Source organism: Frankia canadensis, from assembly GCF_900197875.1.
Taxonomy (GTDB): domain Bacteria; phylum Actinomycetota; class Actinomycetes; order Frankiales; family Frankiaceae; genus Frankia; species Frankia canadensis.
Genome location: NZ_FZMO01000080.1, coordinates 1 through 14,930 on the forward strand (window position 1 = coordinate 1; position 14,930 = coordinate 14,930).

General features: G+C 70.7%; 15 protein-coding genes. 6 read left to right on the forward strand and 9 right to left on the reverse strand.

From position 1 onward, the window contains the following. The 3 genes from C1A33_RS08730 to C1A33_RS37375 form a co-directional block, all read right to left on the reverse strand. Positions 1-496 (reverse strand): hypothetical protein (locus C1A33_RS08730; RefSeq protein ID WP_133150609.1); only part of this gene is annotated, 496 nt, incomplete at its 3' end. A gap of 237 nt (positions 497-733) precedes the next feature. Then, complete coding sequence (locus C1A33_RS08735) at positions 734-1,084, reverse strand: hypothetical protein (RefSeq protein WP_101831015.1); 351 nt, start codon at positions 1,082-1,084, stop codon at positions 734-736. Next, entirely contained in the window at positions 1,077-6,119 is a 5,043-nt protein-coding gene (locus tag C1A33_RS37375) for a DUF6531 domain-containing protein (RefSeq protein ID WP_101831016.1), read from the reverse strand. Before C1A33_RS37375 ends, C1A33_RS08735 begins: the two co-directional genes overlap by 8 nt. Positions 6,120-6,307: 188 nt before the next feature. On the opposite strand from C1A33_RS37375, the gene C1A33_RS08745 reads away from it, so the two are divergent. Beyond that, positions 6,308-6,736 (forward strand): hypothetical protein, encoded by a 429-nt coding sequence (locus tag C1A33_RS08745; RefSeq protein ID WP_101831017.1) that lies wholly within the window; start codon positions 6,308-6,310, stop codon positions 6,734-6,736. A 103-nt stretch (positions 6,737-6,839) separates the two neighbouring features. Here the strand turns inward: C1A33_RS08745 and C1A33_RS08750 are convergent, their stop codons facing one another. Continuing rightward, on the reverse strand, positions 6,840-7,070 hold the full coding sequence (locus tag C1A33_RS08750; RefSeq protein ID WP_207770222.1) for a pyrophosphorylase: 231 nt from the start codon (positions 7,068-7,070) through the stop codon (positions 6,840-6,842). A 430-nt stretch (positions 7,071-7,500) separates the two neighbouring features. On the opposite strand from C1A33_RS08750, the gene C1A33_RS08755 reads away from it, so the two are divergent. The 4 genes from C1A33_RS08755 to C1A33_RS08770 are packed head-to-tail and all read left to right on the forward strand — an operon-like array spanning position 7,501 to position 11,271. Then, complete coding sequence (locus C1A33_RS08755) at positions 7,501-8,775, forward strand: phosphotransferase family protein (RefSeq protein WP_133150610.1); 1,275 nt, start codon at positions 7,501-7,503, stop codon at positions 8,773-8,775. Positions 8,776-8,785: 10 nt separating this feature from the next. Further along, positions 8,786-9,577, forward strand: coding sequence for a hypothetical protein (locus C1A33_RS33670; protein ID WP_133150611.1), 792 nt, complete (start codon positions 8,786-8,788; stop codon positions 9,575-9,577). A 12-nt stretch (positions 9,578-9,589) separates the two neighbouring features. Continuing rightward, positions 9,590-10,420, forward strand: coding sequence for a vWA domain-containing protein (locus C1A33_RS08765; protein WP_101831021.1), 831 nt, complete (start codon positions 9,590-9,592; stop codon positions 10,418-10,420). Next, a complete protein-coding gene (locus C1A33_RS08770) occupies positions 10,417-11,271 on the forward strand; it encodes a hypothetical protein (RefSeq protein ID WP_101831022.1) in 855 nt (284 codons plus the stop codon). Before C1A33_RS08765 ends, C1A33_RS08770 begins: the two co-directional genes overlap by 4 nt. Here the strand turns inward: C1A33_RS08770 and C1A33_RS08775 are convergent. Beyond that, positions 11,226-12,146, reverse strand: a complete 921-nt coding sequence (locus C1A33_RS08775) for a hypothetical protein (protein ID WP_101831023.1) — start codon at positions 12,144-12,146, stop codon at positions 11,226-11,228. The genes C1A33_RS08770 and C1A33_RS08775 overlap by 46 nt on opposite strands. Then, positions 12,143-12,772, reverse strand: coding sequence for a SigE family RNA polymerase sigma factor (locus C1A33_RS08780; protein WP_101831024.1), 630 nt, complete (start codon positions 12,770-12,772; stop codon positions 12,143-12,145). The genes C1A33_RS08775 and C1A33_RS08780 overlap by 4 nt, the downstream gene beginning before the upstream one ends. 243 nt (positions 12,773-13,015) lie before the next feature. Between C1A33_RS08780 and C1A33_RS34715 the strand changes: the two genes are divergently transcribed. After that, positions 13,016-13,165, forward strand: a complete 150-nt coding sequence (locus tag C1A33_RS34715) for a hypothetical protein (RefSeq protein ID WP_165818297.1) — start codon at positions 13,016-13,018, stop codon at positions 13,163-13,165. A gap of 49 nt (positions 13,166-13,214) precedes the next feature. On the opposite strand, the gene C1A33_RS08785 is transcribed toward C1A33_RS34715, so the two are convergent. From C1A33_RS08785 to C1A33_RS35620, 3 genes are all read right to left on the reverse strand, one after another. Beyond that, on the reverse strand, positions 13,215-13,544 hold the full coding sequence (locus C1A33_RS08785; protein ID WP_243407334.1) for a hypothetical protein: 330 nt from the start codon (positions 13,542-13,544) through the stop codon (positions 13,215-13,217). Positions 13,545-13,636: 92 nt separating this feature from the next. Then, on the reverse strand, positions 13,637-13,915 hold the full coding sequence (locus C1A33_RS08790; RefSeq protein WP_101831026.1) for a CopG family transcriptional regulator: 279 nt from the start codon (positions 13,913-13,915) through the stop codon (positions 13,637-13,639). Between the two features lie 622 nt (positions 13,916-14,537). Beyond that, positions 14,538-14,930, reverse strand: a 393-nt coding sequence (locus C1A33_RS35620; RefSeq protein WP_207770223.1) for a hypothetical protein, incomplete at its 5' end; no start/stop codon positions are given.

Below are 14,930 nucleotides of genomic sequence, written 5' to 3' on the forward strand. Positions count from 1 at the left end.
CCACCACGACGGGAAGGACCCCCGGGTCATGGTCGAACTGAAGACGGCCGCCGCGCTGTTCGCGGCGGCCGGCGCCGGCGCCGTCGTCCAGGCCACCCGCGGGAGCCCCCGCCAGCGACCCGAGCAGCGGCTCGGACCTTTTGTTGCGGGATGTTGGCGCCGGCGTCCACCAGTCCGCATCCGAATCCGACATTGAATCCGACGCGGCCGCCGCGAAATCACCGCCTAAAGGCGCGGCCGTGGGCTCCCACCACGCATCAGCGGCGTCGTCCTGCCAGACGTACAGGCTCGACGCGGTGAGCCCGCCGCCAAACCCGGACCGGTACCCGTCCACAGGTACGGCCGGAGCCACCTCAACTCCGTCGACGATCCCGCACATCGCCACCGGCACCTCAGGCCCGAACGGCTCCCCGTCCAACACCAGCCCGAACTCGCCGGACGCCCCGAACTGCCGAAATCCCAGCTCCCGCACGGCCGCGTCCGCCCCGACCTCCACCGGCCAGTCCCGCGTACCGCCACCCACGGCGACCACCCGCGCCCTGACCATCACCGCATGACCGCCCCTGACTGATCCACTTCCACGCGTCAAACGCGATCAGATCCTCGATGGCCCGCCGAAACCATGCCCAGAATTTCACGTCGCCCCATTGCGGTGCCAGAGCTTGCCGCGGGGGATCTACCGTCCCGATTTATTCTGCCGCCGGACATCAACCGTGACTGACCGCCGAAACGGCTATTCACCCCATTCGATAAAATCTTCAACTGCCTGCCGAAACCAGGCGTTGAAGCTGGCGAACTCGTTTTCGCGATGATATCCAGGGCTGGCGAAGTCGTGTACGACAGTGATACCACCGGAGTCCAGATCCCAGCAGGCGACGTCATCGTTGTCCTGCCGTTCCGCAAACGGAACAAAGCAATCATCGGGGTAGCGGCTACGCAGGCCGATGTGTCGACGGAAAAGTGCCTCCCCGTCCATGATCCACCAGGGTTCGATGTTGGTCAGACCAAGTTCCACCACACGGAGAAACTCCGGCGGATAGGTGAAGCCCCGAGGAAGATCAACAACAGATATAAGGTTACTCATCCCACCCTCCGTTCCAGCCAGTTATGGACGATCCCATTGGATACGCCCGGCGATATCCCGCTTTCTGCCCCCGCAGGCGATTCTCCACCGCCTCCCCCCATGTCTCGGGCGCGATCTTCTTCGCGTTTTGAAACCGGCCGGCGGCATCAGATGGTATCGGATCATTGTACCGGTGGATGTTTGCCTGGATCCGGGTGTCCGTCATCTTTGCCGCAAGCACCCGCCGGTTGTCGACGCTCGTCAGCCCGCCGTCAGGCATCCGCACCACGTCGATCCGGTCGCCAGCCCAGCCATTCTCCCGCATGCTGGCCACGTATTGCGGGACTCGCTTGCCAACCGACCCCTGGCTGAACCGCACGTCGGCCGGCTTGAGAGTCGGCCGGAACAGCATGCGACTACCCGCACCACCCAGCCCACCGGTCGCCGTGCCGAACGCGAGCTCGCCGAGATCAAGATGCCCGGGGTGGGTGATCTGCTGTGCGGCGGCATCCCCGGCAGCCCCGGAGATCGCGCCCGATCCCGCCGCGACCAGATATCCCTCCCCTGTGACAAGTCTTCCCGTGGCGGCGCCGGCGCTGCCGCCGACAGCCCCGGCGATACCGGAAAGAGCGACGGCCCTGGGATCGAAGTTGCCAGTGACAAGACCGAGGCCAGCGGAAGTACCAGCACCGATAAGGATTCCGGCGCCGACCGCTTGGCCGCCGGGCACGAACATGAGGCCGACCCCGACGCCTATGACAGCGGCGGCGCCGAGGCTTCCCCACGGGTCTTTCTGGATGTTGTGCCAGGCCTTGCCGAACATGTTCCTGTGGGACTGCGCCCGATAATCTTCGTAGGCGCCGTCGCTCAGAGGGCGCATCCCAGTCGGGTCGAGCATGTCGATCGGGTTGTTCCACGCCTCGTGAAACGGGTTCGCCGCGCCTGGCATACCGGGCACGTGCTCAAGCGGGTCCGGAGACAGGAAGGAACGCGTCTGTGGGTCGAGGACGCGTGCGCGCTGCCAGAGCAGGCCGTCGACGGCAAGTTCCCCGCGGTAACCGAGACCGACCAGGGCCTCGGGTGGGCCGGAAACCCCCGAGGCCCCGAAAGTCCCAGAAGTCCCTCGTGGACCGGCCGACCCGCGAGCGGCCTGCACAGCATCGCCTGTGGGGAACGGCTGCCCCCACGGGTCATGGCTGCTGAGCGAACCCTGCCAGTCGGTGTCGTGCCAGCGCCCGGTCCCGCCACCGTCCCTCGGTCGCTCCGCCCGGGCGCCCGGCGGCACGGAGCTGATCACGCCGATGGCTGACTCGGCGCGGACGTAGGTCGTGCCGCCGACACCTTGGACCTGCCCCGGCCAGGTCACCGGGTCCCAGCGGACTGGAGCGTTGCCGATATGCAGCAGCTCGCCGAGGGCGTCGGTGACCAGGCGGGTCGTCCGCTCCTGCGACGCACTCGACGCACTGCTGTCGGCGCCCGGCGGGGTGTGGCTGACCTCGGCGAGTCGGCCCAGGTCATTCCAACCGTACCGGGTCACCCCCGACGGGCCATCCTCCGCCACCCGCCGGCCGCCCGCGTCGTGCCGGTAGCGGGTTACTCCGGCTGCTCCAGCGGTCCCGAGACGGCGTTCGACCAGCTGGCCGGCGGCGTCGTAGGAGGAGCGGATGACGCCTGCCGGATCGCCGCGGTCCTCGGCGACTAGCCGTCCGCCCAGATCCCAGGTCAGAGTCTGGGTCCCCCATGGCCCCTCGGCGGTGATCAGCTGGCCGGCCGCGTCGTAGCCGAAGCGCATCTCACGGCCGCCATCGACGACCCGCGTCACCCGACCCGCGGCGTCCCGTTCCACAGTTCGGCCCGGAACGGTGATCCGTCCGTCGGCGTCCCGGTCGATCCGTCGCACGCCGAGCGCCGGATGTTCGACGGAGCGCAGGTAGCCGTCGTCGTCGTAGGCGTGGCGGACCGGCGGCGCGCCCGGCTGGCCCAGCCGGATGCACTGGTCGTCCGCGTCGTACTCCCATTCGAGCCGACCGGCCGCGGTGGTGCGGGCGAGCAACCGACCGGCCGCGTCGTAGTCCAGGGAGACGGTGCGATCGGGTCCCGTCGCACCGGCTGGCGCTGTGGCCCTGACCAGGCGGCCGGCGGTGTCATGCTCGAAGCGGACCCGGGGCTCGGCATCGTCGAGCAGGCCTTCGCCCACCAGGCGGCCGGCCGCGTCCCACCACCACCGTCGGCCGAGGCCGTCCGCCCCGCGCCAGCTCCTGATCGCGCCGTCACTCGCCCGGGTGACGGTCGTGGTCCGGCCGAGGGAGTCGGTGGTGGCGATCTGGCGGCCGACCTCGTCGTGGCGCAGTTCGTGGCGGCCGCCGAGGGGGTCGGTCCAGGCGGTGAGCTGGCCGCGGGCGTTGTGTTCGTAGCGGGTGACGGCGCCGAGGGGGTCGGTGGCGCTGGTCAGGGCGCCGCGGGCGTCGTAGGTGTAATGGCGGGAGGCGCCGGTGCCGTCGGTGACTGTGACGGGCAGGCCGAGTGGGTTGTGGTCGATGGTCGTGCGGCCTTCGCCGGGGCGGGTCACGGCGATGACGCGGCCGTGGGCGTCGTACTCCCAGGTCGTCTCGCGGCCGGCGGGGGTGACGAGCGCGATCAGCCGGCCCGCCGCGTCACGGCGGTAGAGGGTGCGCGCCCCGGACGGGGAGGTGGTCAGCACCCAGCGGCCGGCACGGTCGTAGCCGTAGGTCTCGCGGCGGCCGAGTGGGGTGGTGACGGCGGCAAGGCGTCCGCCGGGTGTCCATTCGAGGGTGCGTCGGCCGCCCAGCGGGTCGGTGACGGCCACCACCCGTCCGCGCGGGTCGTGCTCGTAGCGGGTGACGGCGCCGGCGGGGTCCGTTTCGGCGATGACGGCGCCGGCCGGGTCGTACGCGCACTGCCACACCCGCCCGTCGGGGCTGGTCCGGCGCACCACCCGGCCGGCCTCGTCGTACTCGACCCGCCACTCGTGGCCCTCGGCGTCGGTCTCGACGGTCGGGCGGCCATCCGGGTCGTAGCCGCGGCGGAACGTCGCACCAGCGGGGTCGCTCAGGGCGACCAGACGGCCGAGGCCGTCGTGGTCGAAGTGGAACTTCTGGCCGTCGGGGGCGACGATCAGCGCGGTGTTGCCGAACAGGTCGTACTCGAACCCGAGCGTCGAGCCCAACGGATCGGTGACCTGCTCGACCCGCCCGTGCGGGCCATACACCGAACCCCACCGCCCGCCGGCGGGGTCGACGTAGCCGTCGGGACGGCCGGCGGAGGTGTAGTGGAACTCGCTGCCTGCCCCGTCCGGGCCATGCTCGCGCACCACCCGCCCGGCGTCGTCGCACTCCCACTCCCGGGTCTGGCCCGCCGGTCCGATGATCGCGGTAAGTCGGCCGGCCGCGTCGTAGCGCAGCCTGGTCCGTCCGCCGCCGGCGATCCGCCTGTCGATGAGCTGGCCGTCGTCGTCCCAGCGGAACCTGGTCGTGACGCCGTCCGGATCGACGACGCAGGTCGGCAGGTCGTCGTCGTTGACGGTGATCCGGGTCAGCGCGCCCGCCGCGTCGACGATCTCCACCGGGGTGTGGGCCTCGCCGGCGTAGATCCATCGGGTGAGGTGGCCGCGCGGGTCGGTGTAGCTGGTCAGACGGCCGAGGGTGTCCCAGGTCCAGCGCTCGGTGATGCCGCACGGGCCGGCGCGGTGGACGAGGTTCCCCTCGTCGTCGTAGTCCATCGTCCAGCGGGCGCCGGATCGTTCCTCGATGCCGCGCAGCCGCCCGGCGTCGTCGAACACCCGGTGGAAAAGGCGGTCCGCGTCGTCCACCAGGCAGATGACCCGGCCGGCGGAGTCGTGGCGGTACTCGTTGATGGCCCCGCCCGCCGCGTCGGTGACCAGGGTGCGGTGGCCCTCGCGGTAGGAGAACTCGACGAGACGGCCCTCGGGGGTGACCTGGGTCAGGACCCGGCCGGCCTCGTCGTAGGTGTTACGCGCCAGCACCACGCCATCGGCGTCCACGACTTCCGCCAGCGGGCCGGTGCCCTCCTCGGCGGCGTGGCGGTAGCGGCGGGCGACCTGCGGACCGCCGTCGACGGCGACCAGCTGGGCGTACTCGTCGTAGGTGTAGTGCACCTGCCGGCCGTCGCTGGCCCGCACCGTCGTGATCAGGGCGCGCGCGTCGTCCCAGACGAGCTCGAGGAACCGGCCCGAGCGGGGATGCGACAGCCGGACAAGTCGGGTGCCGGACCAGGTGAGCAGCAGCTCCGACCGGTCGACAAGCACCCGCACCGGCTGGCCCGCCGCGTCGTACCACCAGGTCTCCGCGGCGCCGCGGGTGAGACGGAAGCCAGCACCGTCCGCCTGCAGGACTGCGCCGGGCAGCGGCAGGCGGGTCGGCGCCTGCGCGGTGGGTCGCGCCAGCAGGGAGCGCGCGCCGTCCGGGCCGCGCCACTCGATCCGCTCGTCGCCGGCACCGAGGTCCAGCGCGGTGTCAGCCCAGCTCGACCAGCCCCGTCCGTGCGCGCCGAGACAGTCGTGCGCGCGGGAGTTGTAGGTTCGCCGCCAACTGGCCGGCTCTGCCCGGCCGGGCAGCGGAAGGTCGAGCTCCTCCTCGACGAAGTTGCCGTTCGCCGTGCACACCGGGTCGTCCGCGAAGCCGCTGTCCGGCGGGTGGCCGAGGAAGTGTGGAGCATCGAGAGTCAGGGAGGTCGTGGCCAGCGGGCCGATGCCTGCCGCTTTCAGTCCGGCAGCGATGCGGCTGTCGTCGACCGTGACCGTGCCGGGGGCCGTGCCCGCCGAACCCCGGTCGGCGGCGAGGAACGCGTCCTTCACCGTGCCGACGAAACGGTCCTGCTCCTCGGCGTCCGTCAGATGTGTACTTAGTTTCGCCCACAGGTCCGGATAGGAAAGGGTGTACTGGGCGCCGAACAGAGGGACCACCGCGTTGTAGTAGGCCTGTACAGCGGTGGCCGCCGTCGACAGGGCCGTGCGGGCCGCGGTGGCGTCCGTGACGTATGTGCCCAGGTCCTCGGGGTCCGCGGAGCTGGTGGCCACGATGGTTTACCCCTCTCCCCAGCCCTCGCGGGCCCAGTCCTGCTCCCGCTGGCGGCCGAGACCCCCTTGCTCCGAATATTGTTCGACGATCGTCCGCGCCCATCGCGTCGCCGGGACCCCTACAATGCACCGGACGGTGCGTTGATTCCCGGGGAAGGCGCAGGATGGGTGTTCACGGCGGCCAGCATGTGGTCTTCGACTTCGATGGTGCGCTTGAGGTGGCCAGACAGCTGTGGGGTCTGGCGGAAAACGTCGACACCTTCCGCGGAAAGCGCGACGCGGCGGCGACCACGGCCCTGCGCCACTGGCAGGGCCGTTATGCCACGGAGTTCCGCGGCAGCGTGACCGCCGAACAGGGAAGTGACACGAGTCTCAGCGCCGCGATGCGGGCGGACGCCCGTAACCTGGCCACCCTGTGGAGCCAGGCGATGACGGAGGAGGCGAGAGTCCGATACGCCGACCATGTCACCGAGAAAAAGCAGCACCGAAGCTTCTTTCATCGCGTCGAGGACACGATCCTGGGTTCCCACGAGGACTACGGCCCCGAGCCCGGGCCTTTCGCCGTGCCACAGCCGCCCACCTTCACGGCGACAGGCTGCCTCCCGGTCTACACCTAGGAACCCCAAACGCTCCCTGAGCCCGCCGACCCAGGGCCCTGTAGCCCCGTAGCTCCCGCAGCCCGGCGGCCTCATGGTCCCGAGCCGCCGCCGGGCGCGTCGCTCAGCTGCCGCCTGCGGTCATGATGTCGGTGTTGATCTGGCTGACCTTCTGCTGCAGCAGGCCGAGCTGGGTGACCGCATTGTCGAGCGCCGTCTTGGTCTGCGGCCAGATATCGGTACGGAACTGCACCGCGAGGCCGCCGTCCCAGTTGTTCGGGTCGCTCAGCAGCTGGCCCTCGTGTTCCAGATTCTTGATCTCCTGGCTGAGCCCGGAGTTGATGATCTGCTGCATACGCCCGATCGCGTCACGCGCCGTGTCAGTCGAAACAACCCGAGTCATCGATCCTGATCCCCCTGGGAGTCGATTCAGCCGCCAGCGCCATCATAGACACGCCATCCGATCGGATGGCACGGCCCGGTCTGGCCGCGGGCGGACCGGATGACCTCCAATGCCCTCCCGAAGGCTCATCCAGATCGATCGGTGGACGCACTCGCCGACACTCCACTACAGTTCTTCGCAATGGGATTGATCGCTCCCCTCCTTGGCTGTTGCGGACCAGCTCCGACCTGCGCGAATGAGTGGGCGCGCGTACTTCCGGCGGCCGTCCTTCGCGCGGCCGAGATGGCCTGTGATGTTTTTCCTGAGCTCGGCGGTCGCGGCAGTTCCCGCGTTCTCCCCCATTCAGGTGAAGCCGGCGCCCGCCGTTCCGCCGGAGACAGTGGTGAGTGGTGTGCGTAGCTGGCCCGATGACGGGCGGTTCGAGGCGGCGGTCGCCCGTGGCTCGTACCAGCATCCGCGACTGAGCGGCATCACCTTTGATCTCGAGAGTTCGGTCGTGTCAGGCCGGCCGGGCACGGAGCAGGCCGGGTCCGGGCCGCTGCTGCACGCGCTCGGTGCGTCGGCGGTCGTCTTCTTCGGTCGCCGCGGCCCGCGGGGCGTCGCGCTGCGCTGCCCTACCCGCGACCTGGGCATCGGAGCCGCCCGCCGCTACGAGAAGCTGGCTGCCCGCCGGGCCGCCTCCGCGCCGCTGGCCCTGGCCGTCGCCGAGGCGGAGTGGATCGACGAGGGCGTCGAGATCGACGGCACCTGGTGGCCGGTGATCGTCATGGAACGGGTGGAAGGCCGGTCGCTGGCCGGCGAGGTGGAACAGGTGCTCGGGAAGAATCCGGCCGGGCTGCGCGGACTGGCCCGGGACTGGGCCGGATTCGTCGCCGTGCTCGGCGCGGCCGACGTGGCGCACGGCGACCTGCAGCAGAACAACATCTTCGTCACCGGGGACGGCCGGCTGAAGGCGGTCGACCTGGACGGCGTCTGGCTGCCGGCCGTCGCCCACCTGCCGCCGGACGAGACCGGCCACCGGCACTACCAGCATCCTCGGCGCCAGCGCGGCGACTGGGGCCGGACAGTCGACACGTTCTCCGCCCTCGTCATCTACCTCTCCCTGGTCGCGCTCGCCGCCGACCCGGACCTGTGGGAGCGGTACCACAACGGCGAGAACCTGGTCTTCACCGACGAAGATCTCGCCCATCCGGATCGGACCCCGTTGTGGGACCGCCTCAGCAGCAGCCCCGACCCGGCGGTCCGCCAACTCGTGCCGCTGCTGCGGGAGCTGTGCCACGGCCCGGCCGACTCCGGCCAGGATCTGGCCAGCCTGCTGGACCGGCATCGTCACGCCCGGACGGAGGGGCTCGTGCGGCCGGCCTCGCTCACCCGGACCACCGAGCACGACGACGTGAACCACTGGTGGGTCGATCCCGAGGCGCCCCGGCCGGACCCCGATGCCGTCTGGTTCGCGCCCAGCGAGACGGACGGCGCCACCACCCTGCACGAGTACGGCAGGACCGCCGCGGACAGCCGGACAGACGAGGACGGCGGGACGGTCGACGGCGGCGGCGCCTCGTCGAACATGCCGCGCGTGCTTGTCCTCGCGGCCGCGGTGTTCGTCGTGGTCTTCATCGGGGCCCTCGTCGGGTTCCTGACGGTGCTGGGCCCGTGAGGGCCGTCCGGTGACCTTCCACGACCCCGAGGACGGCCCTGTGCACACCTCGCCACCCCCGGTACCTCCGTCCCAGCGTTGGCCAGCCCTCGCCGGGTGGACGCGCCCGCGCAGGGCCCTCGCCGCGGTCGTCGCCGGGGTCGGTCTGGCCGTCGCGGTGATCGGACTGCTGACCGGCGGGCACTCGGCGCCCGCGGCGCACGCGCTCGGCTGGCTCGCGCTGTACGTCCTGGGCGTCGTCCTGATCCCACTGACCCGCCTCGTCCTCACCATCGCCGACGCCGCCTCGCCGCCCTCCGACCCCGCCTCGCCGCCCTCCGGCGCCACCCCGCCGCAGCGGCAGCGGCAACGCCAGACCGGTCAGGCGAGCCCGCCCGGCCAGCCGGCCATCCACCGGACGTCCACCGTCGCCGAAGCGCCCACCTCGCCCACCTCGCCCACCGCGTCCACCGCGTCCACCGCGCCCGCTGACCGGGAGCGAGAGCACGTGCGACCCGACCGCACGACCAGTGATCCGGGTGACGGGAACATCCGGGAGCAGCCGTGGCTCCCTCAGCGCGAGGACGACGCCGCGACAGGGACCGCCGGACCACCCCGGCCGCGGCCGTCTGCCCCGCCGGATCGTGGCTGGCGGCTGCTGGACGACCCGATCTGTCCGCGCTGCGGCACCGACCAGGCGATCATCGCCGACTACTACTGCGACCACTGCGACCACGAGTGGACGATCGAGCCCGGCGAACCCTGGCCCGACCTCGTGATCGATCCCGACAGCACCGTCCCGCCTGTCGCGTCACGTCCCTAGGAGATCCGGTCCGTGCCTTACTCCCAGTCGATCGACCGGTCCACCCCGGGTTGCGTGATCTTCCTGTTGGACCAGTCCGACTCGATGAACCTGCCTGTCGGGGGCCACTCCAACCTGTCCCGCGCCGAGCTGCTGGCCGACATCGTCAACGACACCATCGCGATGATCCTGCGGCGGTGCCGGAAGGTACACACCGAGCCGACTCCGCGGGCCTACTACGACCTGGCCGTCCTCGGCTACTGCGGGAAGGAGGTGCGCTCGCTGCTCGGCGGCCCACTGGCCGGCCAGTGGCTGGCGTCGATCCCCGAGCTGTTCGGGTCGGTGCTGCGCCACGAGGAACGGGACGGACGGTCCAGACCCGTCTGGGTGGAACCCTTCGCGTCCGGTCAGACCCCGATGTGCCAGGCCCTCAACCAGGCCGGAAGGCTCGCCAACGGCTGGGTCTCGGGACATCAGCGGTCCCACCCGCCGATCATCATCAACATCACGGACGGGATGGCGACGGACGGCGACGGCGATGAGGTGCGCACCTGGGCCGACCGGCTGCGCTCGCTGCACACCCGGGACGGAAGCCTCCTGCTGTTCAACGTGAGCCTCTCCGACGGCCTGTCCGCCCCGGTGCGCTTCCCGGCCAGCCCCGCGGCGCTGCCCGCGGACGACGACTTCACCCGCCTGCTGTTCGACACCTCCAGCGAGATACCGGTGGAGATGCGCAAGCGGGCGGAGTACAACTCCAACGTCAGCCTGTCCGCCGGCTCCCGCGGCTTCGTCGCGAACGCGGCCCCCGACGACCTGGTGCTGGCCCTGCGGGTCGGCACCAGCCTGACCGACGACCGCCGGTGACCGCCGACGACGCGCCGGGCCGGGCCCAGCCCCAGACACCGCCGCGGTGCAGCGCGCGGGTCCTGCGGCTGCCGAAGAACCCGATCGACCCGATCGAGGACGGCGCGGCCCTGAGCGAGCGCACCGGCCGTTTCGCCGTCGCCGATGGCGCCTCCGCCGGCCGCGACGTCCACCTCTGGGCACAGGCACTCGTCCGCGCCTACATCCGCGAACCGCCCCCGGGCCAGGCCAGCGACGCCGACCTACGGGACTGGTTCCTCGCCGTGGCCACACAGCACGCGGCAACCCTGCCCGCGGCGGTCGGGCCCAGCTGGCTAGACGAGGGTCCCGGCGCGGTGACCAGCGCCTATGCCACCTTCCTCGGCCTTCAGCTGGTGTTCGACGAGCATGGCGACGCGCAGGGCGGCGCGAGCTGGCAGGCGATCGCCGTCGGCGACTGCTGCCTGCTGAAGGTCGCGTCCGCCGGCGAGGTCACGTCCTTCCCGCTGACCGACCCGGATCAGTTCTCCGACACCCCGAGCCTGCTCCCCGGCCAGCCCGACCTGCTCGCCGCCGCCATGGACGCCACGACGGTGCAACGGTCGTCGGGCCCGCTCGCCGCGGGAGACACCCTGCTGCTCGCCACGGACGCCGTCGCCCGCTGGCTGCTGACCCTGGCCCGCGAACCCGACGGGTTACGTCAGGTCATCCGCACCCCACGCGACGACCTGCGCACCCACCTCGCCGCCCAGCGCACCGTCGGCGCCGTCGACAAGGACGACCTCACCCTCCTCACCATCCGCCTCCACCCGGCGCCGGCTCCGCCTCAGCCCCCTTGCTCTCTCGCGAGAACCTTTCCATCACGGTCGTAGGCCAGAATCAGTGGAAGATGCTCCTGGCGCCACCTTGCCATCAGCGCCTGATCTTCTCGCCTGAACTGCCCGAAGCCCTCGTCACCCGGCTTCGGGCCAGGCTCGGCGCCATCGATCTGCACGGATCTCAGGACGAAACGTCCGTTCTGGATGGGAACCTCGGTGACCTCTCCGGAGGGTGAGGTCACCGTGAGCCGGGCGACCCGCGCGGACACCACTCCGGCGGCGACGTGGTCAGTACGGACGGTGTCAAGGTCGCGGTCTGGGCTGACGGGAACAGCGCCTCCGATCTCGTGACTGCCGCGGTCGACGAACTGGAGATCGGACGTGGACCCGTCCCCAAGCCCGGTCGAACGCTCCGACGGCGCGCTGAACGAGAAGGTGTAAGCATCGTCGATCTTGAGCCGGCCGGAGGTGTCGGCCGGCACGTCACAGTCGCTGAACCCCAGTCCGTTCGTGAAGATGACGGTCGCTCCGTACCTGTCCCGGACCGCCGCCCACACCGTGAGGCCCAACGGCCGCACCCGCGCCGGGTCAGCCGGCCCCTCGGCCGACTGCGCGCATTCGAGATCCAGTCGGGACGACTCCGCCGGAGTGAAGGTGATCGGATGCAGTCGCTCAGCCGGCGGGCTCGGCCTGATCACAGCCGGAGTGACAACCGCGTCCTGCGACGCGCTGGTCAGCGTCAGACCGGTCGCGATACTCGCCGCGACCACGGCCAGCGTCACCGCGGGGACGGCCCGGCGCGCAAACCGCCGCCGGCGCTCACCGGGCACCCGCGCCCGCACGCCGGCCCACAGATCCTCCGGCGGCTGCACGGTGATCGCCGCCGCACGGCCACGAAGACCCGCCGCCAGCTCATCGTCTGTGATCACGCCAGTCCCCTCCTGATCTCGTCCCTTTCGACCTCCGGCTCCTGCGCAGACCGGCAGCCGAGCGGCACCGCGTGATCGATCTCCGACGCGGCCTGTCCCCCCACCTCAACGGGACGCACGCCCGCCTCCAGCCGCAGCAACGGATCGGCCCGCAGCCTCGCCAGACCGCGGGACGCATGGGTCTTCACCGAGCCGACCGAACAGCCCACGATCTGCGCGACCCGCGCCTCCGGCAGGTCCTCGCAGTAGCGCAGCACCACGACCGCCCGCTGCCGACGCGGCAGCAGCGCCAGCGCCGCGGCGAGGCCCGCTCGGTCCTCCACTGCCGCGAATCCACGTCCGCTGGCCGCGGCGGGCTGCTCCGGTACGGAAGGCACCAACGTCTCGCTGACCCGGCGCCCGCGGAAGCGCCGACGATGCGCGTTGACGAGAATGCGCCGCACGTAGGCGTCCGGGGAGTCGCACACGCGGACCCGCCGCCAGGCGACAAAGGTGCGGGCCAACGCCGTCTGCGCCAGGTCCTCGGCCTCGGCCGCGTCCGCGGTCAGCAGGTAGGCGAGCCGCAGCAGACCGGGCAGCCGGTCGGCGAAGTAGGCCTGGAAATCCTCGTACCCCTCATCATCCATAAACCCTCCTCACCCCCCAGAGGCCGCCACGCAGGCCGAAGGTTGACAGCGACGGACCGCGAAGCCGCGGCAGAGCCAGTCATCGCGGAGTCCCACAGGCGGCGCTGTCCGCCCTGGCGGACGCCGGAAGCGGCGAGCGTGAACAGGGACGAGAGCTCCAACGCCTCCGCGACGTGCAGGACCGGACAGCGGCCGGGCCCAACGTGCTCGCCGTCTCGCACGTCCAGATCCTCGAACTCGACCATGCGCACGAAGCCGCGCGGGATGTTCGCCGCGGTCCCGACAATGTGCGTGCCGCTGGTCGTGGTGACCAGCCGGCCCCCGGGACGCAGGGCGGCCGGCCAGCTCGGCGGGATGAACGGCACAGATACCACGGAGACGATCCGGTCGTAGCGGCCGGGCATGGGCGGACACGGCATGCACCAGGTCCATCTCGGACCTATCAGACCCTCTTGACGACGATCGTGTCCGGCACCAGCCTCTCCAGGTCGCCGACGTCCGACGTGAAGACGGCGATCTGCCCCTTCTGCTGCCGCGCGATGACGGCGAGGACGGCGTCTATCGCGTGCTTGTGGCCGTGCAACGAGGCGTCGGCCAGGAGGCGACGCGCCTGGCGGGCCTCGTCCTTCCCGATGTCGACGACCTGGAGCCGGGACAGCACCCAGTCCCACCGCTGTTCGGTGGTTCTGCCGTCGTGCGCCTCGACCAGCGTCATCGGAGAGGTCACCACCTCGGCCTCCCCTCGCGCCGCGACGTCGAGCCGGGCGATCATCTTACGATCGCCGCGCACCGCGAGTGACAACGCTTCACAGTCCAGTACGAAGACGCGGAGGGGCCGCTGCCCGCGCCCGCCGGCCTGTTTCCTCACGCCGCCTCTCCGGCGTTGCTCGGCCCGGAGGCGCGGCGCCGCTCGTGTTCGGCGTCGAGTTCCGCCAGCTCGTCGAGTGCTGCCGCACGCTCGTGCTCGGTGACAGGGCCGTGCTCCTCCTGCAGCCAGTCGACCAGTTCGAGGAGCCGATCCCGGTCACGCTTGAAGCGCAGCGCATCGGCGACGTATGCCGACAGTCCCCGCTCTGCCGCCTCTACGCGAATCTCATCCAGGAGATCCTCAGGGATCGTCACCGTGACCTTCTTCGTCGCCATACAATCGACCATACTCCCCGTGCCATACTCCTTACCGGTCGACAGGTGCTCCGGTTCGCTGCCGCCGACTCTCTCGGGAAGGTGTTCGGCTACGGACGCCGATGCGGCGCTCAGCACGCTGGTGCAGACCGTCGCACTGTCGGAAGATCCCGCCATGCGCCCGTTGTCCGAGTCCTGGCTCGACCAGCGAGCTCGCGGTCAGGCCGCCTGGGGGCTGGCATACCTCACAAAGAAGCAACAACGACGGGGCGGCACGCCCGCAGCGGCGACCGGGCGGACGCGGCTGCGGGGCACGGAAGGTGAGGTCACCGTAAGCCGGGCGACCCGCGCGGATACCCGTCCGGCGGCCACGTGAACCGCGCGGACGGCCTCGGGGTCGTGGTCTGGGCTGAGAGGAACAGCGCCTCCGATCTCGCGGCTGCCGCGATGAACGATCTTGTATCCGGGGGATGAGCAGTACGACGGTTACGACCGTCGGCTACCGCCGAAAATGGTCGCTGAAGCTCTGCCGGAGCGGCGAAGGAGGCTGTAGTGCACCGTATTGGCGATCAGAGGCCTGACGACGAGCTGCCGGAAGGCGCTGGGGACAGCAATGGTGCAACCGGCCCGGCAGGAACACGACCTACGACGTAAGCCACCGGTCAAAGGAGGGGCGGTCGAACACGCCGGGTGGCGTGCCGCGGTTCTGTCCGCGAAGAGTCTCGGTATAGCCCCAGAGAGCGTTGGCGTCGACCAGCGGCTTCCTGCCGGCAAGCTTGAGAAGATGCCAGGTCGTCACGACGGGGATCTTGTTGTGCGCAGCGAGCCGAGCCGCTCCACGATCATCAGTAAGAAAAATCCCCTGCAGGTTTCGGCGAATCACAATCGCAAGCGTCTCCGCCTCACCGAGATGTGCCGCGCTGGGGTCCCCGGGTCTTGCTAGCCCGTCGCGAAGAACCCTCGCTTCCAGGTACTCCGCCGGGTGTCCATTCACGGGTGCGCAGGGGTAGCCCGCTGACCTTGGGGTTTGTGTTGC